Source organism: Nocardia sp. NPDC004151 (genome assembly GCF_042874235.1).
In the GTDB taxonomy this organism is placed as follows: Bacteria; Actinomycetota; Actinomycetes; order Mycobacteriales; family Mycobacteriaceae; genus Nocardia.
Window position 1 is genome coordinate 762,312 of sequence record NZ_JBIAMR010000002.1, and the last position, 23,755, is coordinate 786,066.

25 protein-coding genes are annotated in these 23,755 nt (G+C 64.3%); 11 read left to right on the plus strand and 14 right to left on the minus strand.

The annotated features are described in order from the left end of the window. Window positions 1-38 precede the first annotated feature (38 nt). A complete protein-coding gene (locus tag ACFYTS_RS07315; RefSeq protein ID WP_357280979.1) occupies window positions 39-251 on the minus strand; it encodes a DUF397 domain-containing protein in 213 nt (70 codons plus the stop codon). Continuing rightward, complete coding sequence (locus ACFYTS_RS07320) at window positions 248-1,126, minus strand: helix-turn-helix domain-containing protein (RefSeq protein ID WP_387302001.1); 879 nt, start codon at window positions 1,124-1,126, stop codon at window positions 248-250. The genes ACFYTS_RS07315 and ACFYTS_RS07320 overlap by 4 nt, the downstream gene beginning before the upstream one ends. Window positions 1,127-1,500: 374 nt before the next feature. Between ACFYTS_RS07320 and ACFYTS_RS07325 the strand changes: the two genes are divergently transcribed. Both ACFYTS_RS07325 and ACFYTS_RS07330 read left to right on the plus strand, forming a co-directional pair. Next, a complete protein-coding gene (locus tag ACFYTS_RS07325; protein ID WP_387302003.1) occupies window positions 1,501-1,971 on the plus strand; it encodes a hypothetical protein in 471 nt (156 codons plus the stop codon). A gap of 14 nt (window positions 1,972-1,985) precedes the next feature. Beyond that, the gene (locus tag ACFYTS_RS07330; RefSeq protein ID WP_387302005.1) at window positions 1,986-2,186 is read left to right on the plus strand and encodes a hypothetical protein; all 201 of its coding nucleotides are present in this window, start codon (window positions 1,986-1,988) and stop codon (window positions 2,184-2,186) included. Window positions 2,187-2,422: 236 nt separating this feature from the next. Here ACFYTS_RS07330 and ACFYTS_RS07335 read toward each other — a convergent pair whose 3' ends face one another. Then, window positions 2,423-2,971 carry a DUF4259 domain-containing protein gene (locus tag ACFYTS_RS07335; RefSeq protein ID WP_387302007.1) on the minus strand — a complete coding sequence of 183 codons (549 nt, stop codon included), beginning with the start codon at window positions 2,969-2,971 and terminating at the stop codon, window positions 2,423-2,425. A 263-nt stretch (window positions 2,972-3,234) separates the two neighbouring features. Here ACFYTS_RS07335 and ACFYTS_RS07340 point away from each other — a divergent pair, with 263 nt between their 5' ends. Further along, window positions 3,235-3,726: a DUF4334 domain-containing protein gene (locus ACFYTS_RS07340; protein ID WP_357280969.1), complete on the plus strand. Its 492-nt coding sequence runs from the start codon at window positions 3,235-3,237 to the stop codon at window positions 3,724-3,726. Window positions 3,727-3,914: 188 nt separating this feature from the next. Here ACFYTS_RS07340 and ACFYTS_RS07345 read toward each other — a convergent pair whose 3' ends face one another. The 3 genes from ACFYTS_RS07345 to ACFYTS_RS07355 form a co-directional block, all read right to left on the minus strand. Further along, the gene (locus tag ACFYTS_RS07345; protein WP_387302009.1) at window positions 3,915-4,478 is read right to left on the minus strand and encodes a S1 RNA-binding domain-containing protein; all 564 of its coding nucleotides are present in this window, start codon (window positions 4,476-4,478) and stop codon (window positions 3,915-3,917) included. 327 nt (window positions 4,479-4,805) lie between these two features. Next, window positions 4,806-5,693, minus strand: a complete 888-nt coding sequence (locus ACFYTS_RS07350; protein WP_387302011.1) for an LLM class flavin-dependent oxidoreductase — start codon at window positions 5,691-5,693, stop codon at window positions 4,806-4,808. Between the two features lie 290 nt (window positions 5,694-5,983). Continuing rightward, window positions 5,984-6,643 carry a GAP family protein gene (locus ACFYTS_RS07355; protein WP_357280962.1) on the minus strand — a complete coding sequence of 220 codons (660 nt, stop codon included), beginning with the start codon at window positions 6,641-6,643 and terminating at the stop codon, window positions 5,984-5,986. Between the two features lie 188 nt (window positions 6,644-6,831). Between ACFYTS_RS07355 and ACFYTS_RS07360 the strand changes: the two genes are divergently transcribed. After that, window positions 6,832-7,746 (plus strand): hypothetical protein, encoded by a 915-nt coding sequence (locus ACFYTS_RS07360; RefSeq protein WP_387302013.1) that lies wholly within the window; start codon window positions 6,832-6,834, stop codon window positions 7,744-7,746. A gap of 410 nt (window positions 7,747-8,156) precedes the next feature. On the opposite strand, the gene ACFYTS_RS07365 is transcribed toward ACFYTS_RS07360, so the two are convergent. Then, window positions 8,157-8,810, minus strand: a complete 654-nt coding sequence (locus ACFYTS_RS07365; RefSeq protein ID WP_387302015.1) for a hypothetical protein — start codon at window positions 8,808-8,810, stop codon at window positions 8,157-8,159. Between the two features lie 293 nt (window positions 8,811-9,103). Between ACFYTS_RS07365 and ACFYTS_RS07370 the strand changes: the two genes are divergently transcribed. Beyond that, window positions 9,104-9,700, plus strand: a complete 597-nt coding sequence (locus tag ACFYTS_RS07370) for a TetR/AcrR family transcriptional regulator (protein WP_387302017.1) — start codon at window positions 9,104-9,106, stop codon at window positions 9,698-9,700. 229 nt (window positions 9,701-9,929) lie between these two features. Here ACFYTS_RS07370 and ACFYTS_RS07375 read toward each other — a convergent pair whose 3' ends face one another. After that, on the minus strand, window positions 9,930-10,445 hold the full coding sequence (locus tag ACFYTS_RS07375; protein WP_387302019.1) for a hypothetical protein: 516 nt from the start codon (window positions 10,443-10,445) through the stop codon (window positions 9,930-9,932). Between the two features lie 94 nt (window positions 10,446-10,539). On the opposite strand from ACFYTS_RS07375, the gene ACFYTS_RS07380 reads away from it, so the two are divergent. After that, window positions 10,540-12,264: an alpha/beta fold hydrolase gene (locus ACFYTS_RS07380; protein WP_387302021.1), complete on the plus strand. Its 1,725-nt coding sequence runs from the start codon at window positions 10,540-10,542 to the stop codon at window positions 12,262-12,264. 198 nt (window positions 12,265-12,462) lie between these two features. Here the strand turns inward: ACFYTS_RS07380 and ACFYTS_RS07385 are convergent, their stop codons facing one another. The 4 genes from ACFYTS_RS07385 to ACFYTS_RS07400 all read right to left on the minus strand — a co-directional run bounded on the left by ACFYTS_RS07385 (window position 12,463) and on the right by ACFYTS_RS07400 (window position 16,182). Continuing rightward, window positions 12,463-13,035, minus strand: a complete 573-nt coding sequence (locus ACFYTS_RS07385) for a hypothetical protein (protein ID WP_387302023.1) — start codon at window positions 13,033-13,035, stop codon at window positions 12,463-12,465. Between the two features lie 209 nt (window positions 13,036-13,244). Beyond that, on the minus strand, window positions 13,245-14,111 hold the full coding sequence (locus tag ACFYTS_RS07390; RefSeq protein ID WP_387302025.1) for a class II glutamine amidotransferase: 867 nt from the start codon (window positions 14,109-14,111) through the stop codon (window positions 13,245-13,247). A gap of 172 nt (window positions 14,112-14,283) precedes the next feature. Further along, window positions 14,284-14,676, minus strand: a complete 393-nt coding sequence (locus tag ACFYTS_RS07395; protein WP_387302027.1) for a hypothetical protein — start codon at window positions 14,674-14,676, stop codon at window positions 14,284-14,286. 399 nt (window positions 14,677-15,075) lie between these two features. After that, on the minus strand, window positions 15,076-16,182 hold the full coding sequence (locus ACFYTS_RS07400) for a hypothetical protein (protein ID WP_387302029.1): 1,107 nt from the start codon (window positions 16,180-16,182) through the stop codon (window positions 15,076-15,078). Between the two features lie 707 nt (window positions 16,183-16,889). Here ACFYTS_RS07400 and ACFYTS_RS07405 point away from each other — a divergent pair. Then, window positions 16,890-17,408 carry a hypothetical protein gene (locus ACFYTS_RS07405; protein WP_387302031.1) on the plus strand — a complete coding sequence of 173 codons (519 nt, stop codon included), beginning with the start codon at window positions 16,890-16,892 and terminating at the stop codon, window positions 17,406-17,408. Between the two features lie 104 nt (window positions 17,409-17,512). Here the strand turns inward: ACFYTS_RS07405 and ACFYTS_RS07410 are convergent, their stop codons facing one another. Further along, entirely contained in the window at window positions 17,513-18,184 is a 672-nt protein-coding gene (locus ACFYTS_RS07410; protein ID WP_387302033.1) for a hypothetical protein, read from the minus strand. A 330-nt stretch (window positions 18,185-18,514) separates the two neighbouring features. On the opposite strand from ACFYTS_RS07410, the gene ACFYTS_RS07415 reads away from it, so the two are divergent. Further along, window positions 18,515-19,150: a hypothetical protein gene (locus ACFYTS_RS07415; protein WP_387302035.1), complete on the plus strand. Its 636-nt coding sequence runs from the start codon at window positions 18,515-18,517 to the stop codon at window positions 19,148-19,150. Between the two features lie 216 nt (window positions 19,151-19,366). Here the strand turns inward: ACFYTS_RS07415 and ACFYTS_RS07420 are convergent, their stop codons facing one another. Continuing rightward, the gene (locus ACFYTS_RS07420; RefSeq protein ID WP_387302037.1) at window positions 19,367-19,840 is read right to left on the minus strand and encodes a hypothetical protein; all 474 of its coding nucleotides are present in this window, start codon (window positions 19,838-19,840) and stop codon (window positions 19,367-19,369) included. 507 nt (window positions 19,841-20,347) lie between these two features. Between ACFYTS_RS07420 and ACFYTS_RS07425 the strand changes: the two genes are divergently transcribed. From ACFYTS_RS07425 to ACFYTS_RS07435, 3 genes are all read left to right on the plus strand, one after another. Further along, window positions 20,348-20,824 carry a hypothetical protein gene (locus tag ACFYTS_RS07425; protein WP_387302039.1) on the plus strand — a complete coding sequence of 159 codons (477 nt, stop codon included), beginning with the start codon at window positions 20,348-20,350 and terminating at the stop codon, window positions 20,822-20,824. 457 nt (window positions 20,825-21,281) lie between these two features. Then, window positions 21,282-22,244 carry a hypothetical protein gene (locus tag ACFYTS_RS07430; RefSeq protein WP_387302041.1) on the plus strand — a complete coding sequence of 321 codons (963 nt, stop codon included), beginning with the start codon at window positions 21,282-21,284 and terminating at the stop codon, window positions 22,242-22,244. Between the two features lie 808 nt (window positions 22,245-23,052). After that, window positions 23,053-23,649, plus strand: a complete 597-nt coding sequence (locus ACFYTS_RS07435) for a hypothetical protein (protein ID WP_387302043.1) — start codon at window positions 23,053-23,055, stop codon at window positions 23,647-23,649. Window positions 23,650-23,755 lie beyond the last annotated feature (106 nt).

The following is a 23,755-nucleotide window of genomic DNA, read 5'->3' on the forward strand; positions in this document are numbered from 1 at the left end:
TCACGTTGGGCTGGAGTCCATCTCGCCGGTCTGGGCGATCAAGCGTGGGGCGGGTCGAACCTCCCTGCCGCCACCGCCCCGATAAACGCATCCCACTGCCCAGCGGTGAAAACATGTGCCGGCCCGCCGGGATTCTTGGAATCGCGCACCCCGATCCGGCCCCCAGCCAGGAACGCGGCTTCGACGCACTCCTTGCCGCCGCCGCTCTTGCTGCTCTTGAACCAGAGTGCCTCGCGTAGTTCGTCGTTCACTGAAACTCCTTTGCTGCCTCGCGCACCAGTCGCCTGCTGCTCGTTTCGTCCAGCGCTACTCGCTGGAGAGTCTTGAACGCGGATGCGTAGCTGTCGACGATGTCGGACTTCTCCGTGTACATGTCGGTCGAGAACCCCTCTCCGTACACCGTCGGCGGCTCGGCCGGATCGCCCCGGTTGTCGAGCCTCGCCTCGAGGATCACGAACGGACCGGTCTGGCGCCCAGTTGGCATTCCGGCCGAGAACGGGAGGACTCGCAGCGAAACATTCGGCCGCGTGCTGGCCGTGGCGAGGTGCTCGAGCTGGTTGGCCATAACTTTCGGCCCTCCGATGACTCGGCGCAACACAGTTTCGCCGAGGATGACGTTGAACTGAATCGGGTTGACGTCGCGGGTGATCGCGCGCTGCCGTCGGGCCTTCAGTTCGAGTCTGCCCGCGAGCTTGCCTTCGTCGTCTTCCGGGTAGGCGTCACTGGTCAGGACCCGTGCGTAGGGGCGGGTCTGGAGCAGGCCCGGTACCAGGTCCGGCTGGAACGACGTCAGGATCCGGGCGTTGTACTCCATGTCGACGTACAGCCGAAAGTCTTCGGGGATAACCGAACCGAACTCGTGGTACCAGCTCTTGACCGCCGCCTGCTGCGCCATGGCCCGTAGCGTGACCGCCCACTGGTCATCGACTTCGTACAGACTGATCAGCTTGTCCAGATCATGTATCCGGATCTTGGCCGTCTCCCCGACTTCGATCCGCTGCAGCGTGCTGGTGCCCCACTCCATCACCTTCGCCGCCTGACTCAGCGTCAGCTTCGCCGCCTCCCGCGCTTCGCGCAGGTACCGCCCCAGCTGGCGGCGCGTGAGGGTACTCGTGTTCTCGGCCATGGGTTTCCCGTTCTGATGCCGTCGCAGTTCCCAGAGTTCACGGGCCTCGTTTTCAGGATCGGGAAAATCGTCCCACCGACTCCGGGAACGGCGCTGGGGAAACAGGAAACTCGATCTGGTTTTCCAGTTTTCAGTTTTCACTGCGCAGGAACGCGCGTGAACTGGGTGGACCACGACGATCAGCCGAGAGGACGTCAGATGGCCACCCGCCTGCGCACCACCGATGCTTGGGTCCGAGACGACTGCGAAGACTCCCTCATCTGGCCGATCACCCGCCAACGCGCCGAAGGGATTCTGGCAATCCACGCCACCTGCGACCCTCCGTGTCCGCGCGTGGAAAGCGCCCGCAGTCATCTCGAAGGAGGTCAGGCCCCATGCCCGCGCACGTGACAGGCGAGACTCCCCTCGACCGTCAGCTGTGGCTGTACCGCGAACTCTACGGTCTTCCCTGCCGCATATCCGGCCCCCGAATCACCCTGTCCACCAGCGACGTCACCGCGATCAGCACCCCGTCCGCCCTCGCCGCCGCGATCGACGACGAGTTGTTCTGGACCAAGCAGACCACCCCCATCCTCGACGAACACCCCGGCACCGGCACCTTGATCCTCCTGGCCGCCCCCACCCACCTCGACATCACCTTCCCCGCCAACGATTTCCGCACCCGCGCCCACTGCGAATTCCTCCCGCCGGCCAGGGATCTCACCCTCCCCGCCCCACGCTGTCCCCGCAGAGTCGAGCCCCTCTGGTTCAGATACCCCCAATGGGAAACCCTCCAGCCCCTCGCCACGGTCCTCCGCGCCCTCCGAATCGCCCTCCGCGAATCTCCCCGCACCTACCCGTCCTAGCCCGGGAGTCTCCGATGTTCGCCGAAATCGCCACCACGGCAATAACTGTCATCGCGCTCGCGCTCTACCTCTCCCGCCCCGTCCGCCGCCTCCTCCACCCGCCCCCACCGAACCCCCACTCGGTCGCCGCGATCCGGGCCCGCCTCGACGGTGAGAAGCGCGTAGCCGCAGCTTCGAGACGCGAGGCGGCCCGACTCTCCGCCGAATTCGCTTGATCCCGGTTCGTCACAGCCCTCGGAATTCGAGCGGGATGGTTCAGGAGCGCACTAGCTTACGTTTGCGCGCGCAGTGGCTTCGTTCGCGGCGCAACGTAGGGAGGGGGCGAGTTCAGTTGGTGTCGTATGCCATTCGGATCGGCCATATTCTCTTGGATCAAGAAGGGGACCGAGGCGAGGCAAAGCACTGGTTCCGGCAGGCGCGGGTGAAGTCTTCCTGAGGATTTGGCCGCCCTCTAGATGTGTTGGTCTTGCTCACGGGTCGTGGCCAAAGCTATGGCACGGTCGAATGTTTCGCTGAGTACCGCGCGCCGTTGTGTCTTGAAATCATCGTCGGGCCCGAGTTCGTCGATAGTCTCGTCCCACACCCGCAGGTACCGCTCACGCCACTCGCCGAGCACCGCCACCGAGGGGAAGCTCGCACCGACTCGCGCGGGCTCGACAATCCCGGTGAGGATCTCCAGCCAGGCGGGAACCATGTCCCCGCCCCACTCGTCGGGCTCCAAAGCCGTGTCGTCAGAGGGATCCTGGAATTGCTCGGCGATATTGCCGATGATGTGGTCGGTCAGCTCCCCGAGCCCGTCCGCAGCGGTATCGCTGTCAAAATTCCCCGGACCCCAGACACCCATGACAACCTCTCCGCCCGAACATTTTTGGCGAGCCCAGCCTATCAACATCCCCATGTCCCAAAGCACGTCGATTCTGGCGTGTTCCAGCGCGCAGACAGCGGCCGGAACCGTTCGCTTCGGCCGATGACAGCGTCGCGCTCTGTCGGCGTCGGTCACGTAGACGAATGCATTCGGTGTTTTGGACACACGTGCACGCGAGTTGAAGGCCGACAACCGAGAGTGCGAGGTGGGGCTCCTAGATGTGCCATCTCATGATGGTGGGTGCCAGCGGGTGGGCTCGTCACAGCAGTCTGAACCGGCGTCAATGACAACGCCGCAGGCCCGACTTCGCTTCGGCCGGGCTATCAGTTCGCCGGTAGATTGCTCCGGCGCATGGCGGTATCGTGAATGGAGCCTCCGCCATTGGATTGGAGAGCACCGTGAGCGACAATCCGGCCCGCGAGAAATTCTCCGAGCTCAAGAAGCGCGCCGGACAGCGTCTGGTGACCGGACCACGGCGTTTCCTCATCCCCGACGCCGACCTCGACGAGTTCTGGGCCTCGCTGGAGCCCGCGACCATCGGCTTCATGATCGGTGAATGGGAGGGTGGCGAGTTCGACACCGGCCATCGCGAAAACGGCACGCTGGCCCTGATCAACTGGTTCGGCAAGACCTTCCATTCGGCCACCGACGTGCAGCCTCTGATCTGCGTGGACGCCGACGGCAACAGGTATTCGAACACCGAGAACGGCGAAGGCAGCCTCTGGATGGAGGAGTTCCGTGGCGAGGTCACCGCGACGATGGTGTTCGACGGGCAGCCCGTTCACGACCATTTCAAGAAGATCGACGACGACGCCGTGATGGGCATCATGGACGGCAAGAACGCCCTCGACAACGGCCGGTACGCATACTTCTACCTCGAGCGGATCTAGGTGTGCCCTCTCCTGAGGTTGGTGCCGCCGGCCTGGCCGGCACCCTACAGCCGCACTGGGCTTGCCCTGACTGGGCTCGCCGCCGAGCACCGTCGCCCAGGCCCTGGAGGGCCAGGACGGGACCCTCGCCTACGACCCGCGTTACAGCGCTTTTGTTCGACGCGGGTGGCCACCTTGGGTGCTCGGAGTCAGGGTTGACCTGCTGTCTGTCGGGAGAGGGACAGGCGGCGGCTTTCCTGATCGATTTGGGTGACGACGACCGTGACCTCGTCCCCGATCTGGACGATATCCTCTGGAGCCGCCGCTGGCGTCAATGTGAGGTCTCGAAGATGAACCAGCCCTTCGATCCCTTCAGAGACTTGGACGAAAACGCCGAATGGCACCAGCTTGGTGACGTGTCCGTGTAGTTCTTGGCCCACGACGGTGCACGCGGCGAAGGCGTGGAAGGGATCGGGCTGTGTTGCGCGCAGGGAAAGTCTGGCTTCCGCGTTCCAGTCGTCGAATTGGAGGAACTTACCTGAAATGCGCTGCCCTACCTGAACAATATCGGAGGCCGCTTCGAAGCGTTGCCAGGACAGCTCTGGAATCGAGATGAATCCGACGCCTGGGTAGAGAGGATGCTCGGGGCCATCGTCCAAGGCAACGAAGACGCCGAAGCGTTCAATCGCCGTGACAGTGCCGGAGAGGATTTCGCCGCCCTGCAATGATTCCAGGAATGCCCAGAGTTCCGGGCTCTCGGCTCGCAAGTCCATGCTGGCCAGCCTGCCATGGCGCGCTCCGAACCCTCAACTGCCTCGCGGTTCGCCCCCCGCAGTCGAACAGCACGGAACATACCCTTCTGCCGCTGCGCGCGGACCGGACCGGCCAGACCAGGGGGTTCCGACGGTCAATGGTCCGATCCGATCCAGGACCGGCGGAACGTCTGCTACTGCCGAATTGCGTATGTGCCCAATAGGACTCGTGTGGGTGGGTCCGGGCTCGACCGTACGATCTGTGGGTGTGACTGGATCTGTCCGATCGCGGCTGCCCGAGCCCACCCGATCACCAGCAGAGTCGCACCATGTTCGGTTCCGTGAGCGTCAGGACCGTGCGGCCACCACCTCGGTCGCCACCTCCAGGAAGTTCAGGTCGGTGACGGCCGGGACCAGGATGAACTCGTCGCATCCTGCCTGCTCCGCGCCGTCGAGAATGTCGGCGAGCACCTCGGGACTCGATGCCCGCGCCGAGCTGGCGACCCTCTCGGCCAGCTTGGGTCCGAGGAAGCCGAGATAGCGAGCGGTGAAGGAGCGCAACGCTTCTGGTGCGTCGGTGACGCCCAGGGCGGTGAAGCAGCCACTCACCTTGCGCGGGGTCGTCGCACGACCGGCCTCCGCCCAGCAACGGTCGGCGAGCTCGCCCACCGCGGCGATTTCGTCGGCATCGCCCCGGATGCTGAAGCCGGAGATGCCATCGGCCCACCGCGCCGCCCGGCGCATCGCCTTCGGACCCATCGCGCCGGCGAGGATGATCGGTCCACCCGGCTGCACGCACGCCGGCCCGACCGGGTCCGCGCCCTCGAACGGTGGCTTGCCGTCGAGCAGTGCTTTCAGTTCGGCGACCTTGTCATCGAGCTGCTGGTGCCGCCGCGTGAAATCAGCTCCGAGAGCGCGGTAGTCGTGCTCGCGGCCGCCGACGCCGACGGCTACCTCGAGGCGGCCGTTCGCGAGTTGGTCGAGCGTGCCGATCTGCTGGGCGACCATCGCCACCGGGTGCTGTGGCAGCACCCAGAGATTCGCCAAGACCTGCACCCGCTCTGTCACCGCCGCGCAGGCGCCCAGCGTCGCGACCATCTCCGGATTCGAAAACGTCACCCGCTCGCCCACCGAGACGCTCGAGAACGGGCCCGCGTCGATTCGCCGGGCCCAGTCGAGCGTCGTACCCGGTCCATACCCGGGAGCCATCTGCGGAAGTGCGACACCGATCTTCATACGGTGACCCTCTCAGAGTCACCCGGCCCCCGTCACGCGATCTCAATTCAGACAAGGGACAGCCACCAACCGGCTGAACGCGCACCCGCCCGCCAACTGTGAGCGACCACGCCGAACACCGAGTAGCGCATGGTGGAGGTGAATCCGGACAAAACACCTCCAGGGCGTGCCACTCGGCGAGGAGATGCCCTGCCATGCCGCATGGAGCGCTGTCCGACCGGCCACCGCGGACAGTCAAGGCACAGTCGATCCCCGCGGCCGCCGCCGGCTGCTCGCGCCCGCCGCCTCGTTCAGAGTCCGGCGATACCCTTGCCGAGCACGACGGCGCCCATCATCAGCAGCACGATCGCCATGACCAGATGATTATTGTCCTGCAACCACATTCGCGTCCGGTCGAGTGCGCCGCGCAGGCGATCAGCGGCGACCGCGTACCCGAACACCACGGCCAGCACGCTGATCGAGGCCAATAGGACGAACACCGCCAGCGTGACGACCTTCGCGGCGTTGCCGAGTGCGCTCGACCCGATCGCCAGGCCCGCGGAGACGCACAGCAGCAGGTTCTTCGGGTTGACCGCCGATAGCAGCAGTCCCAACCCCGCGGCACGGGTCACGGTCAACTGGTCGATCGCGCGCATCCATGCCGGCGGTGTGTGGTCGGCGCGGTCGAGCCACTGCTTGACAGCCAACACCAGAAGCAGAACCCCGAGTCCGACCTTGACCCACGACGCGGCCGTGGACGGTTGCCGGTCTCCCGCGATATCGAGTACTCCGGCGGCCACCAGGACAATTGCCGTCACCGCGACAATCCCGGACACCCAGCCGGCGGCGAACCCTACTGCCGCACGGGAGGCGTTCTTCGACAGGATCATCAAGATGGCCGCCACGATGGGAATCGGCGAAATCGCCACACCGACCGCGAGCGGCAGCAGCTCTCCAATGACTGTGCCCACACCAGCACGTTAAGCGCCCGCCGGTGTCCATTCGGCCACCGACACGGAGCGAGATCGCCGCGCTGCGCACGCCCGGATACGGATTGGAATTGCCTCCGTGGCGTTGGATCGTCGCGGCCGGCTTCCGGGCCGGACATTCGCTCACCATGGCATCTTGCGGGGCGGGTGTGCCCGTAGGCTAGGGCGGCATGACGCTCGACCAGGTCGTCGCCGAACTCTACGGACTCCCGCCCACCGAGTTCGTGGCCGCCCGCACCGAGCAGGTGCGGCAGGCCCGCGACGCCGGGGACAAGGCCCTGGCCGCCGCCATCGGCAAGCTCCGGCGGCCGACGGTCGCCGCGTGGGCGCTGAATCTGCTGTCTCGTGAGGCGAGCGATGACGTCCGCGCACTGCTGGAGGTGGGCGACGCCCTGCGCGATGCCCAGCGTCGACTGTCGGCCGAACAGCTGCGCGCCCTCACCACACAGCGGCAAAAAGTGGTCAACGCCGTCACCCGCAAGGCCTCCGAGCTGGCCGCGGGCCGGGGCCAGCGCCTGACCGAACCCGTCCTGCGCGATATCGGCGCGAGCCTGCAGGCGGCCCTGGCGGACCAGTCGGTCGCCGACGGGCTCCGCGCCGGAACCCTCACCACCGCAGCCACTTACGAGGGATTCGGCCCTGCGGCGCTGACCGCGGTTCCCAGCGATGGGCGCCGCAGCGTCGGCACGAGCTCGACGACAGCCGGTCCCACCGCGGCTCGCCCTGAGAAACCGACCCCGCGGACTCATCGGCGTGCTGATCCCACGGCCGCCGACGAGCCCGCCCCCGATCCGCAGGCCGAGGTGCGACGCGAACTCGAGCAGATGCTCGCCGAAGTCGAATCCGCCCGCGCCGCTGTGACTTCCGCCCGATCCGGTCACGACACCGCCGCCGCCGATCTCGCTGATCTCGACGACCGCATCGAAGCCCTGCGTGCCGAGTTGACCGAAGCCGAACACCGCCACCGATTCACGGCCGCCACCGAGCGTTCGGCTCGCGAGGCCCTGCAGCGTGCCCAGAAACACCTGGACGGCGTCGAACGCCGCGTCGAACGTGCCCGGAAGCGATTGACTCCCGACGCCTGAGCAGACCCACGCCGTATCGGGCGCGGCAGCGGTCAACACACGCGTTCCGTTGAGCCTGAACCACAGTGACCGCCGCCCGGCCGGCCTGCTCACCGAGCAGGGGTAGGGCCAGAACACGTGCACCACATCAATAGCGGTGGCGACCCCGCGCGCACTGCTCGTGCCCAGGCACAGTTGAGCCCTGCCCGAAACACCGGCCGGGCTCAATGAGTCTGTGCGCGTGGCGGTTTCGCCCGTAGGCACCTTGTTCTTCGACGGTGATGCTCCTCCGCTCCGGAATTCGACCCCATTGACATCCATATCTGCACGTCAAACACCCTGCTCAGCGTTCGGCCGAACAACTCTCACCGCGCCACCTGCCGATCCAGCTGCCTGGCCAACGCACCGTAATGAAGTTGAGGACCCTGCCTTCAACGCGCATGTCTGCTTGGCTGATCCTGCGGCGGAGCTGTTCGGTATCGGAAGAGGTACGCGGCCGCGGGGTGGGTGTATGCGATGCCGCGGCCGATGGCATGGAGTTGGTCGCGGGTCGGATGGGGTGGGCGGCGTGGTTGCAGGTACCGGTCCAGGTCGGTGGTGGTGAGGGTGTAGCGCGAGTTGCGGTGCTGGATGGCGGCGGCCAGTTGGTAGTCGGGGTCGAGGTGGGCGAGTCCGGCGTCCGCGTGGCTGTTGTTGGCCAGTAGCCATCCGTGTGGCCGCAGGAGTTCTTTGACGTGCTCGGAGATGGGTCCTGCATAGAGTGAGATGGCTAGATCCCATGCGGCTGTGGGTAGTTCGCGCAGAGTTTGGGTGTAGTCGCCGGGGTGGAAGTTGATGCGGGGTTCTCCGCTGTAGCGTTTGCGGGCGCGGGCCGCTTCGATGGCGTGTGTCCGGGTGAAGGCTCGTTGTGCACGGTGGTCGGAGTCCAGATAGGTGACGTCGTCCCAGACATAGGACGGGGCCAGATCGAGGTAGCTGCCGGGATAGATCACGCGGCGGGCGCCGGTGTACTCGGCAACTGCGGTGTAGAGCGGAGTGCGGTCGCCGATGTGTGCGATGTAGTCGGTGAAGGCGTGCGGGGTCATTCTGGCCTCTCAGCTCAGAGTTCGACGGTCGACTGACCATCGGTCATACCACTGACCAACGGTCATTCGGGCGGTTCTGTTCCCACCCGGAGACACCGAGACCCATCCCACACCCGGCGCACACGCGGCCACGGCGGCGTTGCTCGATGTCGGTCGCCGCCCAGCGCGCGGCGATACTCACGACATGACCAGCCCCGACCTGGTCGTGTTCGCTTCCGATCAGGCGATGCGGCACGCTGGAACCGCGTCGCTGACCGACCGTCGGTCAGCCGTCCCAAGTCAGGAGCGACCCTGTGTCAGCGCACACCCCCGTTCAGCCTGCGGGCCGTTACCAGCCCCCGGACGTGCGCCGTCGCCAAATCCTCGATGCTGTCGCCGGCCTGCTACTCGAAGACGGCTACGAGGCGCTCACCGTAAGCAAGGTCGCCACTCGCGCCGGAGTTGCCAAAGGCACGGTCTACCTGTATTTCGACTCCAAACAGGAAATGCTCGCCGCGCTCCAGGCGCGAATGTGGGAACACATACTCGAGACACCGGCAGCCCTGCTGGACCGCGCAGACCTGACCTGGACCCAACGCCTCGACGGACTCGTCGCCGCCTGGGTCACCGCCGAACAGCAACACCGCGAGCTCTACCACCGCTTGTTTCATGAACTGGGCCCCGCGGGCGAAGAACCCCTCACGGCGGCACGGGACCTGCTGATCACGATCCTCCGTAACGGCCACACTGCAGGCGAATTCGACGTCCCCGACCCTGAATTGACCGCCGACTTTCTCACACACGCCTACGCAGGCCCCTGTCACCACAACACCCACAGCGACCTCACCCCAGCCATTCAAACCCTGTTCCACCGTGTAGTCGCGGCACACACCAGCCACAAAAACCCGTGATTCGTAACTTGTTTCGGATGGCAACCGGCCATGACCCGCGCTGTCACGTTGCTGCCTCGCAGACAGATCGAGGCATGGGCTGACCGCCTAAGGGGGGACAGTTCCAGTTCGAGCCAGATCGAACGCACGCTATTGCCGCATACCGCACTGATAGGACTGGTCTTGAAAGGCAGTGGGCAGAATCCATTTCGGGTGTGTTCGGCGATTGCGGCGGCGAGGTGACCGACGTTCAGGCGTTGGGTTTGGGTGCCGCGCGCAAGGCCAGCACCTGTCCGGTAGCGGTGTGCTCACGCGTGATCGCCGCGGCGCCGGTCCCGAACACGACGTCGAGACGTTCACCGTCCTCGTGGGTGATGCCCGCATAGTCGCCGTCGGTGGTCATGTTGAGTGGGGGATATGCGAGGGCCACCACCAGGGTTCCGCTCGGTAGATCGATGAGCCCTATTTGAGTTGTTCTGATGCGTGGCTCGCGTATTAGGGCCGCGGCGGGGATCGGGCCGACACCCGGTTCGGCAGGTGGCGATATCCACAGGGTTGCGTCCGCACCGCGATGGATCTCGTACTGGCCGCCACCGTGGGCTTCTTCGACGTACGCACGCATTCCGTCGAGTGTCAACGAGGTGCTGCCTTCGCAGGCCAGTTCCGCGCCGTGAACGTCCCAGCCGCCGTAACGTGCCTGTGAATCACACAGCAGCAGGAACAACCCATCGTGCAAGGGATTTCGAATCGAGCCGAGGTAGTCCACGGTTGGGCAGCTTACGAGGCGGCGGGCAGAGGTTCACCAAGGTCGGCCGAACGCACCATCATGCCGAGATGAGCGCGGCCTGAACCGGGGTGGTTTGCGGCTGCCCGGCCTGCCCTCCGACCGCACCATCGGATTCGGTTATCTGCCATGGAGTTTCGGCTCACACGCTGTGCTGTGGGTAATCCGGGCGGGTGGATCCGGTTGTATGGCAGGGTGGGGCGGGCGTTGGCTTGTCGGTGTTCGGAAGGTGTCGTCAGTGGGTTTGGGTTTGGGGCGCAGTGGACTTCGGCGCCTTCGGGTTGTGGCCTGCACGGTGGTGTTCGCGGGGTTGGTGGGGGTGCCGGCGGCCGAGGGGGCGGATCCCTATGAGGATTCGCTCGCGGAGGCAGCCGTAGCGCCTGTGCTGCAATGGGTGGACTGTGCCGAGGGGTTCGAGTGTTCGACTGCTGCGGTGCCGTTGGACTATCACCGGCCGCAGGAGGATCGGATCGAGCTGGCGGTGATCAAACTGCCTGCCACCGATCCCGGTAGCAGGATCGGGACGCTGTTCGTCAACTTCGGTGGGCCGGGGCCGTCGGGCGTGGATCGACTGCGGGAGCGGGCGCGGTGGCCGTGGTTGTTCTCGGCGGAGCTGCGAGAGCGGTTCGATATCGTGTCGTGGGATCCGCGCGGGGTGGCGCGGAGTGCGGCGGCCCGGTGCTTTCCGAACACCACCGAGCAGCTCGCGTTTCTCGGATCCTTCCCGGACATGCCGGGTGACCAGGCCGGGGAGGCGGATTTCTATGGCCGGAACCGGGAGTTGGCCGACCGCTGCCGCGCGCTGGCCGGGCCGGTTCTCGACCACGCCTCAACCGCCAATACCGCGCGGGATCTGGAGCTGCTGCGGCGCGCGGTCGGTGACGCGCAGCTGACCTATCACGGTATTTCCTACGGGACCCTGGTCGGCGCGACCTACGCCAATATGTTTCCCGGCCGGGTTCGGGCCATGGTGTTCGACGGGTCGATGGATTTCGACGGCAGTGTGAACGGCCGTGGCGGACAGGGCGATACGGTTCCGGTGGATACCCGCCAGAATGTGGCCGCGGGTATCGCCGCGACATTCGATGCGTTCCTGCGCGATTGCGCCGCGGCGGGTCCGAAGTGTGCGTTCTCGGCCGGTGATCCCGCACTGAAGTGGCCGGTGCTCGCGGAGCGGGCGCGGCTGGCGCCGATTCGGATGGCGGGAGAGATCTTCACCTATTCGTCGATAGTCAATGCGGCGGCGAACCTTTCGCGCCCGGACACCTATCCGCAGCTCGCGACGCTGTTGCAGACGCTGTTCGACGCGGGCACCTCGTGGCCGGGCGTTGTGCCCATCGCAGATCGAGAGTCCTATACCGGCAATCGCACCGAGGCCTTCTACACGACCCAGTGCGTGGACAGCGCCGTCCCCACCGATCTCGGCATCTACAGCCGCACCGCGATCACCGAGGATGTGCGGGTTCCGTACTTCGGCCGGATCGGCGTCTTCGACATGATGGCGTGCGCGTTCTGGCAGGCTCGTGACGCCGACCGCTACACCGGCCCGTGGAATCGCCGCACCGCCGCACCGATCCTGGTGCTGAACAGCAGATTCGATCCGGCGACGCCTTTGCAGGGCGCGGTCACCGGAGCCGCTCAGCTGGCGCGGGCGCAGGTCGTGACGATCGAGGGCATGGGCCACAGCAGCATGTATGTGGCCAGCACCTGCGCCGAGCGCGTCAAACGCGACTACCTGTTCAGCACCGAACTGCCGCCGACCGGAACCGGTTGCGCCGTCGACGCTGCACCGTTCAGCTGAGCGATCAGACGGGGTGGATGCCGCCGCTGTAGTACACCGTGGCGGCATTCCCGGACGGTGGCGCTCTGATGCGCTCCGGCGGCCGTGAAAGCCGCTGCCTCGAGAATTGCGGCACCGAATGGGCGTGGCACGGAGATCTCTGCGACCACGCCCCGGCAGTGAAAGTGCTTGTGTGGGTGGGTCCGACGACGGTCGGGGCTATGGCACGAAGGACTCGGCCACCCGCATGCGGTCCGGATCGAAGGTGGTGGTCAGGGGTGGTTGGCCGTCGCGCTGGTCGATGCTGATCGTGGTGTTGTCGAGGAACCGGATGTGAGGGCAGCCGGATTCGGTCTTCAGCCACAGCAGGACACGGCGGGCGAACAGGCCATCGGGTTCACGGAGCCAGACTCGGCAGGAGGGGTCGATCAGGTTGTAGAAGGTTTCGGTGACGGCCTGTATACGGCCGTCGGGACTGGTCTGGGCCTGCACGATTCGGGTGAAGTCGTCGCTGGGTCGCGAGGAAGCTGCAAGCAGCGAAATCAGCCAGAGGGGGAAGGTCGGGATGCCGAGCAGGGTGGCACAGACGACCCACAGCATGGTGTGGTTGCGAGCTAGCCGATGCGCGAAGGTGACCAGGAGGACGAACGCGGCTGTCCAGCACGCGAGTGTGGACCATGGTTGCAGGTGATCGAGCCGATAGTAGCGGTCCAGGTCCACACCCAGCATGGCGGATCCCGTCCCGAACAGCGCGAGAACGGCGATCGCCCAGATGATTCGCTGCTTGCGCAATGACCGAGCTGTCGGCGCCGCGTCTGTTTCGGTCGGAGAAAGATTCTCTCCGACTGCCTGTTTGGTCAACAGATGCCCCCTCGCCTGAATCGAACCCAACCCTCTCAGCCCGGTACACGGCCAGCCTATCCAGCATCCGCTCATGCCACTTGCGGGTCGGTCCGGAGCGGCCGGCAGTGACCGACCGGACCACGCCGCAGCGGCGATCGTCAGTGTGCGGTCTGGGAGGCAGCGGCGGTCTCGTCCAGGTCGGCGAGCGAAAGCAGGTGGCGGGGCGGGGAATCCCGAATAATGCTGGACCGCACGTGCAGATGCCCGGTGACATGGAGCAGTTCACCGGAGGCGAGGAGCCGCCATCCGGGGTCGTTGTCCATGCGTTCGGTGGCGATGACGACAGCGGGATAGTCGGTCAGCACGCCACTGCTGGCGCGAATGCCCCTATGACTCGTGTGGTCGAGCCGCTGATCACCCTGTGCGCCACCGGCGGCACGCTCGAGGACATACAGGTCGTGGGTGTCGGGATAGCGCAGGGCCCACAGTTCGGTCGCGGTGGTGAGAATCAGGTTGAGTGCGTAGAGCGGCAGCCGGTCGGCGATCCAGGCGACCGCGTCGGTGATGCCCGCGGTGACATCGCCCGCATGATGGTCGATCCGGGCCGTGATCAGGGCGAAGAAGCGCTCGGAGTCGGTGTCGCCGTGGACGAGGCGGCGATAGTCGCCGAGTTCGTGCTCCAGCTCGTCGAGCCCCTCCAGCACCCCGTTGTGCGCGAACAGGCGTCCGTGCTGCTTGAACGGATGGGTATTGCGCACGTTCAGCCCGCCCGTGGAGGCGAAGCGGACATGCGCGACGAAGGTTTCGGATTCGCGTTCGCGGGCCTCCTGAGCGAAGAGCCGATCCTCGTAGGCAGCGATCGGCTGCTTCTCCACCAGCGGCGCGCCCGCCGCGGTGAAGGTACCCAGGCCCACGCCGTCAGGTTCGCGGTGACTTTGCCGGGACAGGCTGTCGGGCGCCTTCAGCAACCAGAAGGTGGCGCGCACCCGCTGCGGCGCGGCCGAGAGTCCGAACAGGCGGCACATGACCAACTCCTCCCATAAGAAGCGAACACACGCGGACTGCACGACAGCACGGCTGGGCTCAGGGATGAAAAGGGCCATGTCATCCACGCCATCAGTGCTCGAGCATCATCGTATGCCCGAGCATGCCGCCATTGAGAACAACAATTGATAGTTGTGGGTGGACCCGAAAATGTTATCTCTCTCCGAATCCGGTCCTGGCTAACGTTTCCGGGGTGAGTTCGACTCGCTCACGATCAACACCTGACCGATGGAGATGAGCAAACGATACAAGTTCGCGTGGTTGAGGCAGGTGTCGGAGAGATTTACTGAGCGAGGGCCGTCGTTCTTGACGTTTCGACGGCCGATCACGGTCAGGGCAGCCTGCACGTCCGCGGGGAAGGACACCGTAGGAGTCGACTGACCGCCATTGCCACGGTACCCGCGAGCACGTTTGCGATCTGGCCCAATCCCAGACCCAACTGCCGCAAGGCCAAAACCTGATACAGGCGCTGGACATCGGCGGTGCGCCCGGCCGGTCGCACATCAAGCCGATCCGGTCGTAATGATGCAACGTCCGCACCGTCAATCCGACTTCGGTCGCGAGCTCACCGACCTTCTACACCTGCTCGATTCCCCTCTCGACCATCGGATTCCATCTCACTTCCACCGACGCACCTCGCGCGGTACCGCAGACGCTAGGACGTGAAGCTACGTCAGGAGCAACGCGAAACTTCCTACCGAATCTCGCAACGGCAACGCTGCGGAAAACGCGCTGCATTGCCGCATACCGCGCTGACCGAACCGGCCAGCGTGGGGCGCCGGCGGCCGGATCCTGGTGCAGTGCAGAACGTCCACACCGAGTTGCGGGCATGGAGCGCAGTGGGGATCGGTCAGCGCGAACCAGGTCATCGCAATCGGCTGACGAGTTCGCCGTTCTGGCCGAACAGCTTCTCCCTCCACTCTCTGGACGGAGACTTCGATCTCGCTATTTGGTGAACTCCAGGCGGCATCGCCGCTGTGCGTCGGGCGCGCCGCAGGCTGCTGCGGCCTCAATGCCGAGCTCGATGGGATGGGCGATGCCGAGGAAGTCGTGCAGTACGGTGACGACGGACTCGGCCGCTTCGACGTACTCGTCGTAGTTGGAGGCGAACGGGACGTTATAGGTCCGATCGGATTCGCGATATTGGTACCAACCACGTTGAATCAACCATGCGCTTTGATCGGTTTTCAGGTGGTATTCCTTTGGCACGCTATGGTTTCCAGCGATTACGCAGTCGAGTCCATGGTCCCGAACGTTGAACCTCGCGTAACGATGTCCGTGGGCCGTCAGGTCGATCCGCTCGCCCTTGCCGAGCCGGGTCAGTACCTCAGCCAAGCCGGCGACGAAGGCGGGCCATTGGTTCACCACCGTCACAGGTTCGTCGTCGCCGGGCTGATTGTCCAAGTCGAGGATGGCGCTGTAGCAGTCGCAGGTGCACTCGTAGCAGCCGCAACCGCACTCATCGGTGTCGTAGAAGTCGCAGCCGCAGTTCTTCCAACAGGTGCAACAGTGACAACCGTCGCAGCGCCTCCGCTCGCAGCCTTCCTCTTCGCAGTCGTCTTCGTCGCAGTCGTCTTCGTCGTCGGGACCGCAGTCGTCGTCGTGGCAGTACTCGAGGTCTTCGGCTTCACAATGGCAGTGGCACTCGCAGACCTCATAGGGTCCGTCGTCGTCCCGCTTGTCTCCGTCGGTTTCCTCGGGTCGACGTCCGCCCACCGGCTTGACAAGCCTGACTTGGTGCGACGTCAGCACCATCAGAAGATTGGCCCGAACCCAGGTAGCCGACCGGCCTCGCCCTGGCACCCGGCGCACCGCCGGCCCGTACTCGTCCTCGAACTGTTCGTATGCCTCAGCGAAGACGTCAACGCTGCACTCGTCTCCCTCGGCGGCGTTGAACGTGTAGCGGAGCTCGCCTTCGCTGATCTGATCCCATCCGGCGGCGATGAGCCGTTGGACCTCATCCTCAGCCCATGTCCACCGGAAACCGAAGCTCTGGCGCACCGTCGCGAACACGGCTTCGAACGTTGTGCCCCGCAAGGGATCCGCTTTCACCGCAGAGTCCTCATGCGGTACAAGGTTGCGCCCCATCAAATCCCATCCTGATCCGCGCAGCCGTCGTCCGCGCTGCCGGATACATGGAATCACCCCGCACCGACATCGACACTCCGGCGGCGAACCGGCGAGAACTAATCAGAACCCGTCGATCTGCGAGGCAGCGTAAGCGCGTGTGAGCGCTGGTCGGGTCACTTGTCTTCGAGCTGAAAACCTGGAGGCCGTTCACCTTTGTCGAATTGCTCGATGTAGTTCTCGGCGGTCCGGCTCTCGGTCGGGTCGTAACCCGGGAGCATCAGGTCGCCGTAAGTCCTCGGCGGTGCGTTGGTCAGCTCGCCACGCCTGCGCCGACGGCGAATATTCCGGAACACCCATCAGCACCCCGCTATCACTCCAGCAAGCACAGTAAGCGTCAGGAGCGGTCCCATCGTGATCGACCACAGCTCTGGGTTTCGAACCGTCCGGAACTGCCGCATGGCGCGCTGACCGAACCGGCCACCGTGGGCGTCGGCGGCCGGGACCCGTTACGCCGCAGAACGTCCGCTTCTGCCGATGAGCGTGTCGGCTGGGCGGCACCGGCGGGCGGATAGGGGTGTCGGGCAGGTGTCCTACGATTCCTCTCCGTGGGTTGGTTTGTGAATGTGCATGTGGTTGATCTGGATCGAGTACACGGTGCGATCGGGTCTGGAGACGATGCGCTACTACGGTTGATCGAAGAGAAGTTTGCTGAAGAGCTCGCCGAGGATGCAGAGGACAACCTCGATTACGGTGATTGGACGCTGGCTCAAGCGCTTCAATTCGTGATCATGGGGACTCTGGACGGCGAGGAGGTCGACGGGGACCTCGAGGAACGCGCCGCGGAGGCGTACGAATACATCTGTGAGGCTGTGTGTTTGGCGACATGGGGTGGCGGCCCCTATGGGAGGGATTGGCTGGAGTGCAGCAGTCGGGGGTTCGTGCAACTGAGGATTGATGCGATCAATTTCGAGCAGTTCGAAATGCCCCGCCCTTCCACGCCGTGGGACGACCTTATGACGAGGACGTATTACGGCGAGTGGTCGCATGAGGACTGCGTTCAGGCGGTGGCGCAATGGGAGTCCACAACTGCAGAGCAGCGCCGCGCGCTTGATCCCGGCGATCTCGAGATCGTCGAGACGGCCATCGAGTTGGCCAGGACTGCGACGCAGTCGGCGGCCTATGGGGTAGTTGGGTTCTTCCACACCTGACGAGGCAGGGGCCGCAGCATGCTGTAATGCCGCTGGTCGCGCGATCCGAGGCGGTCAGCGCGGCCTTTCCCGAGATCAGCGGCCGCGCGGCGGGCTCATTGGTGTCAGCCACAGAAGCCCATGACGCTGCCGTTAGCGATCGATACTCTCGCTACTTCGAAGAGATGGATCCAGCTCTCGCGTTCGCGGTAGAAGGGGTGAGGATTGTCGGTGTAGTCGCCTTGTTCGGCGTAGATACGTGCGATTTCGGCGTCGGAGAGGACATCGTCGACGACGTTGATGTCCAAGTACGGTGCGACGTAGACAAGTTCACGAAGTAGAGCCGGGGTCGATCCGACCAGGCCTCCGTCTATGTCGAGGTCTTCCTCGTACAGTGGTTCATCGAATTCGATTGGGAGGTAATAGCCTTCGCAATCAGAGTGGCAGATGAGGTGCGAGGCAAGGGTATAGCCGAGTTCCTCGACGGCTTCGTCGGCTACGCGATGGTCCTCCTCGGTCTCGACGAGTGTCAGAGGTTGGTCGGGGTACACGCGGGCTCGCGCGTAGGCGCTGCGCAGGTGGTGTAGGTAGGAGTATCCAATCTCAGTTGTGCGGTCTCGCGTCTTCGCCGTGCCCGGCACCGCCGGCTTGGTCAAGGCCGGGAGTCCCTCGATCGCCAACAGTTCGTTGAGGGCGCGCAATTGGTTATCGAGGTACTCGAGGAACTCCCGAGCATCGGGGTCGCTATCGCGTTGTCTCGCGAATCCCAATCCATCATGTTCGGCTACCAGACTCATGGCTGCGAAGGTAGTCCGACCGGGTGACATACGGGCGTGCGAGGGCGGTCACCGCGGTGACTCGGCAGGTGTCGGCTCGCGATTGTTCAGGGCCTCGATGTGGTCTCGTTCGATGTGGCCGCAGCGCAGTACCGCCTGAGCCTGCGGGCAGATGCATCCCCGGGCCAGGCAGCGGCAGCTTTGAGAACCCAGCCGACTCGGCCCGCCTGGCAATCGGCCGTGGCGATCCGAGGCGGACTAATGTCCGCACATGCCGATGACCGAGCATCGTCCTGCGTCGTTGTCAGAGTCCGTTGCGATCATTGGTGCATGGGTAGCCACTGTGTCGAGTTGCGCATTGCCACCAGGAACGATGTTCTATCGTTCCTGGGCGCAACGTCGTTCGATGAAGAACAACTCCGCCTCCTCGGCATCATGAGGGAGCGCGCCGTCGTCTACCAGGACGATCTCGATTTCCTTGACATCTTCTGGGATCTGTCCATCCCCGACGCCCTCGACCACCTCATCGAGGGTCGGGCTGACGCTGCGGGCGAATGGGCGGGCTGTGCGTACAACACGGCGCTCCAACTCATCATCGCCTGGAACAGTTCCGATCCCGTGGAGGTCGGGTGCTTCCGCAATCCCATTGTCTACTTCAGCGAATTGGACGACGAGCTGGGACGTTGCGGTGTACCCCAAGAACTACGGCCCTTCCGGTACCTGTTCGCTGGGCCACCCATCGAGATTCCGTTCCGCATACCAGGCTCGCTGGAGGGGTATCCGGAAGTTGGCCACCTGTCGTTGTCTCGAGCGAAGGACGTTGCCGATGCCTATCGGGCGGTAATCGACCAGATCGACAAGGGTTTCGTCGACGATCTCGAGGTCTTGACGAAGGGACTCGAATTCGGGCATGACGAATGGGTGCGTAGTCAGGAAGAAGAGCTCGACTGGTACAACCCGGACACCATCTTCTTCTGGATCAACTGATTCCATCCACACTCCCTCTCATACCGCACCCCGCGCTCACCGAACCGGCTCGTGCAGGCAGCTGAAGATCAACGGGCAGGTCGCCGTATAGCTGCCAGCTGTGCGCGCTCATGGCGCTTCCCGCGCGCCAGCACCGGCTGAGCGTGGTCTTATCAGAACGGCGGGCTGGACACACAGGACAGGGGAACACGTGGCGATGGCGGCTCCAGCGCGAGGTTAATCGGAATCGGCAGGGGGCTGTGCCAGCTGACGGGTTGCGCTGATCAGAGCCTCGAGTTCATTCCGCGGGAAGGGACGACCCCATTGGTCCAGGTATCCCTGAAAACCGTAGTGTCGCAGGACGTCGCGGAAGCAGATACACACCGAGGCGGCGAGCGCCCAGACGGTTTGACAGCTGCGCCAGCGTTGGATTCCTGACGAGTCGGGCAGATCGTAGTTGGCCACTTCGAGCAGCCGGATGTCGATCTCATTGCCCTGGCGATGAAACAGCCACCGGTAGACGGTCGGCTCGGCCTCGAACTCGGCGCGGGCCTCGGGAGCGCCACGCACGATGTCGGTGACTGCTCGCAGGAGGTATTGCGGTGCACCAGTGACGTAGGAGGCGACCGCGGTTGCCTCCATGTTCTTGTCGGACACGCGAACATTCGCCCATCCGAAGTCTTCCAGCTGCCAGTGGATGGACATGCTCATCGTCGGTGCCTCCTAGTTCGAAGATCGGAGACACGCTCCACGAACGCACGATAAGGCCGCATCCCGCGCTGACCGAACCGGCCAGCGCGGAGCGGGCGGCCAGTTCGAACCGGCTGTGGCGCAGAGACATCCGCTACTGCCGATTATCAAGTGGTGGTTGCCGAACGAACGTTGGTATCGTGCGGGTGATATCCTGGCGATCGTCGAGGTGGACCGCGACACGGGCACGACGCCGTCCACCCTCGGCTGCGCACTCGGCGGTAGATCGAGGAGGAGCGCGCGCATATGTCGATGGTGCGACGGTTCTGGATCGAATTCGACGTGCGGGACTGCCCTGCCCCATGGTTCGGAAGAGCTATCGGTGTGACCGGATTCGACGTGCGGGACTGTTTGTCGATGGTGGCAGATCTGGTGACCGATGGACCGTTGCCACCCGTGCGTCGAATCACGGTCGACATCTCACTGGCCGCGCCGCTGCCGCTGAATCCTGGCCATCTCGGAGTCCCGGTGTGGCGCGGCGTGTGGTACCCGCCGGTGAACCTCAGAACCGGACCGATCCGCGCCATCGACAGCAGAGGCGTATCCGGCGACTACCCGACATCAGTTCCGCCATCACGCCGCCGAACGCGGACCGAAGAGCCCCTGCGCTCCATGTGGTGGGACGAAATCCCGCATTTCGATGCCCTGTGGTGGCCGCTGATGGACGTTCACCGCGACGGCAGAATGCGATATTACGCCCCGCAGGTGCGTGATAGGTGCGTCAGGGATCCGACCTACGTGGTGCTGGTGCGCGAAGCCCTGGACTACATGATCGTGCGACGCCCGACACCGCAGGAATGGTTCGACCCGACCGGAATCAGGTTCGCCGACGAGCGGGAACTAGGCGAGTATCTGCGAGCCTTCCGCGACTACGTGACCGGAATCCGCCCGGAGCCGATCTACCTTCCCGCTGGCGAACAGCTTTCACGCGATGCGCAACCATGACCTCCCGACGACGAGTGAAACCCCGTGGGACACGTCCTGGGATAGCCGCTGGGCACGCGCCTGAACAATACGGACGCGCCGCAGCTCGGGACATCCGGTAATGCCGATACCGCGCTGACCGAACCGGCCAGCGCGGGGCGCCGGCGGCGGGGACCCGGTGCCGTGCACGACGTCCGCTTCTGCCGAATGGTGGACGGTTAGAGCCGTTGTCAGCTGCCTAGCGGGCGGCGAGACCGGCTGCGACCCGAACGGCCTGCCTTCGTTGTGCCGCCTGCGACATCGGGCATGCGCCATTGGTGAGGCTATTGGCCAGCGCTGGGCGTATCTGAATTGCCGCCGATCCTGCTTGTACCCGCGATGTCCTCCGAACAGGTTGGGGCTCCGCGACTTCGGAGTCACCATGATTTCTCCACACTTTGTCACCGGATCGGGCACAATTGGCCGATAGAGTGGCCGCGTGTCTGCTCGTGGTACATCGTGGAATCGCTTGAACCGTCTCGCGTACATATTGCAGGTCATTGCTGTCGGCGCCCTGGCTGTAGCGTGGCTGGCGATCGGGCTCGGACTGTTCTCGAGGTCGGGAGTAGATCTCGAAGCGGGTGACCGCTTCGCCGCCAACCCCACGGTCTATTGGCCGTTCCTGTTTGTGATCAGCCCGCTGCTGTTCGTCACTGGCCTTTTCGGGCTGTTGCCATACCCCTTCGCTCCTGGCGGCACCATCGCGGGTGGAATTGTTGCCAGTCTTTTCGCTCAGTGGGTGGGAACCGAGCTGTACTTGTCCGACCTCAAGCCGGAGCTACCCGGACGCCTCGAAACGAGCTTCGGCGCTGCGTGTTTCGCAGTTGCCGTAGCGTTCACGGCAGCGATCGTGCACGTGTACAGCACTCGATCCGGTCGGACGCGTGTCGCTTCGATTCGAGGCGGAGCAGGGCTGGTAATTGCCATTCTCGTCAGTGCCTGGGTCACGATTCCGCCCCTGATGGCGGGCAGTGGCGCCCCGTCCGGTGTCCTGGCTGGGCTCGTCGCCGATGCCTACTGCGGCAGGAAAGTGTCGGACTGGATGGACGATGGACAGGCGGCCGTCTATACGGGCGACGTGACACAGCAGTTGCCGGTGAAGGCTGTGCCGGACAACAGGTTCGGGGTCCTGGTCACTCTGCGTGACGGCATGGGCAGCGTCGAAATCACCCCGCCGACCGCGATTTCTTTCCGAGACGAGCTGCCATTCAGTTCGGGTCCGCCGGCAACCGAATTGCTGCTGCATCAGTCTGGTACAGGCAACCTGTCCGCGTTTACTCGTCTGCGTGATCCGAAGTGTGAGTCCGGCAGTAACCGGGTGGTTTCGGCGAACTATTACTATGAGGAATACGGCGGAACGAACAACTCTTCGATTCAGGGCAGGGTATTTCGTAGCAGGTAACACGCTGACAAGTGTGTTGACAGCCGTCGCTGATCCGGATGTCCGCATAGCGCGCACCACGTCGAGCAGCCGTGGCCGTCCCGAAGATCAACGGCCCGAGGTGAACTCGGGCCGTTTCAGTGCCCGCTCATGCCGATGATCGTGCCTCGCGGTGTGTCGATTCCCGACCTTGAAGGTGATGATGCTCCACTCGCACCTAGGGGCGAAAGCGGCCTGTCTGGCGGTCGTGACAGACCAGGCCGTAAACCTTCGCCAGGCCAGCTACGAAGGCGGAAACCTCGTCTTCTCGACCCCACTGGATACGAACACAAACGAACGAGCCGTCTGCATCACCCGCCCCACCACATGACCAAGGACTATCTTCCTCGTCCTCAGGCCAACGCCGTAGCAGGGCTTGTGTGAAGTCCGAGATCTTCGAGCTTGGGGAAGGGGGTAGGACTTCGCTCCCTTGAGAATTCGTTCGCTCTGGTCTTCATTGATTCGATCCAGTTCGTACCAATGGTCAGCATCGCTGCGTGTCCGGTCGGCTTCCCAGATGTCGAGGTCATAACTCACGCGGAGAAGTCTGCACTCACATACCGACAGCCTCGGAACACCGCCGGCGTTCGGGAATGCGCTGTACTGCCGCTACCCGCGCGGTCCGGGGCCGCGGTGGTGGGTCCCGCGGGCAGCTGGAACCCTTTACGCCGCAGAACGTCCGCTTCTGCCGAATGGCGTGCGTTAGAGACCGGCATCGGCGAGGTGCTCGCAGGAATTTCCCGAAGGCGTACATTTGGCAGGTGGTACCGATCCAGGACAGGATCAGGGTGTGGGTGTCGATATCTATCCAGCGATCGCGCACTGGGATCGTGTAGCCGAGACCTTGAATGTGTCCGGTATCCAAGGTATCTGGCGCCTGTTCAACCTTCTGCCTGACGGGGACGACAACGAACCCGACGATGTTCGACTGCGGTGGCCGCTGATCGCTGACCCCTGGTACGCCGAATGCACATTCCGTGGATTGGGCTCGACAGGCTCGTACAAACCCCACTTCTTCCTGGGCGAACTATGGGAACACACGCGTGAACGGCCCGACGCGCCAGCGGATGTCGTGGCCATGTTCGATCAGTTCATCGGTCGACTGCTGCTCGACGAACCTCCTGCACGAGTCGATCTATCGGAGCTGTTGCCCCCGCAGGCCGAGCTGATGAACTGTTTTCCACCGAGCGAAGTCCGCAGACTCGCCCGGCTGTGGCGCGAGTGCTCGGATCGGATGGGTGTGCTGGGGCCAGCCATCGCCGCCCAGCTCACCGAAGATCGCTGGTTCGGTGATGTCAAGCATGTGCTTGCGTTGCTGCAGGATTGGGGCGCCGTGCTTCATGAGGCCGAGTGCCGAGGCTGGGGTTTGTTCTACCTGACGTCGTGACGCACATCCGCTCATGGCTCCCCTCTATGTCAAGACGTCGGTGAGGAGGTGGGGTTAGCCTTGAGGGCGGGTCCGGGATGTGGCTTGTCCGAAGGATCGGTGTGCG

Coding starts and splice junctions, on each gene's coding strand:
- ACFYTS_RS07320 (WP_387302001.1), bottom strand. CDS start 1,126: ATGGCCGAGAACACGAGTACCCTCACGCGCCGCCAGCTGGGGCGGTAC.
- ACFYTS_RS07325 (WP_387302003.1), top strand. CDS start 1,501: ATGCCCGCGCACGTGACAGGCGAGACTCCCCTCGACCGTCAGCTGTGG.
- ACFYTS_RS07330 (WP_387302005.1), top strand. CDS start 1,986: ATGTTCGCCGAAATCGCCACCACGGCAATAACTGTCATCGCGCTCGCG.
- ACFYTS_RS07345 (WP_387302009.1), bottom strand. CDS start 4,478: ATGGACTTGCGAGCCGAGAGCCCGGAACTCTGGGCATTCCTGGAATCA.
- ACFYTS_RS07350 (WP_387302011.1), bottom strand. CDS start 5,693: ATGAAGATCGGTGTCGCACTTCCGCAGATGGCTCCCGGGTATGGACCG.
- ACFYTS_RS07360 (WP_387302013.1), top strand. CDS start 6,832: ATGACGCTCGACCAGGTCGTCGCCGAACTCTACGGACTCCCGCCCACC.
- ACFYTS_RS07365 (WP_387302015.1), bottom strand. CDS start 8,810: ATGACCCCGCACGCCTTCACCGACTACATCGCACACATCGGCGACCGC.
- ACFYTS_RS07390 (WP_387302025.1), bottom strand. CDS start 14,111: ATGTGCCGCCTGTTCGGACTCTCGGCCGCGCCGCAGCGGGTGCGCGCC.
- ACFYTS_RS07410 (WP_387302033.1), bottom strand. CDS start 18,184: ATGAGTCTGGTAGCCGAACATGATGGATTGGGATTCGCGAGACAACGC.
- ACFYTS_RS07420 (WP_387302037.1), bottom strand. CDS start 19,840: ATGAGCATGTCCATCCACTGGCAGCTGGAAGACTTCGGATGGGCGAAT.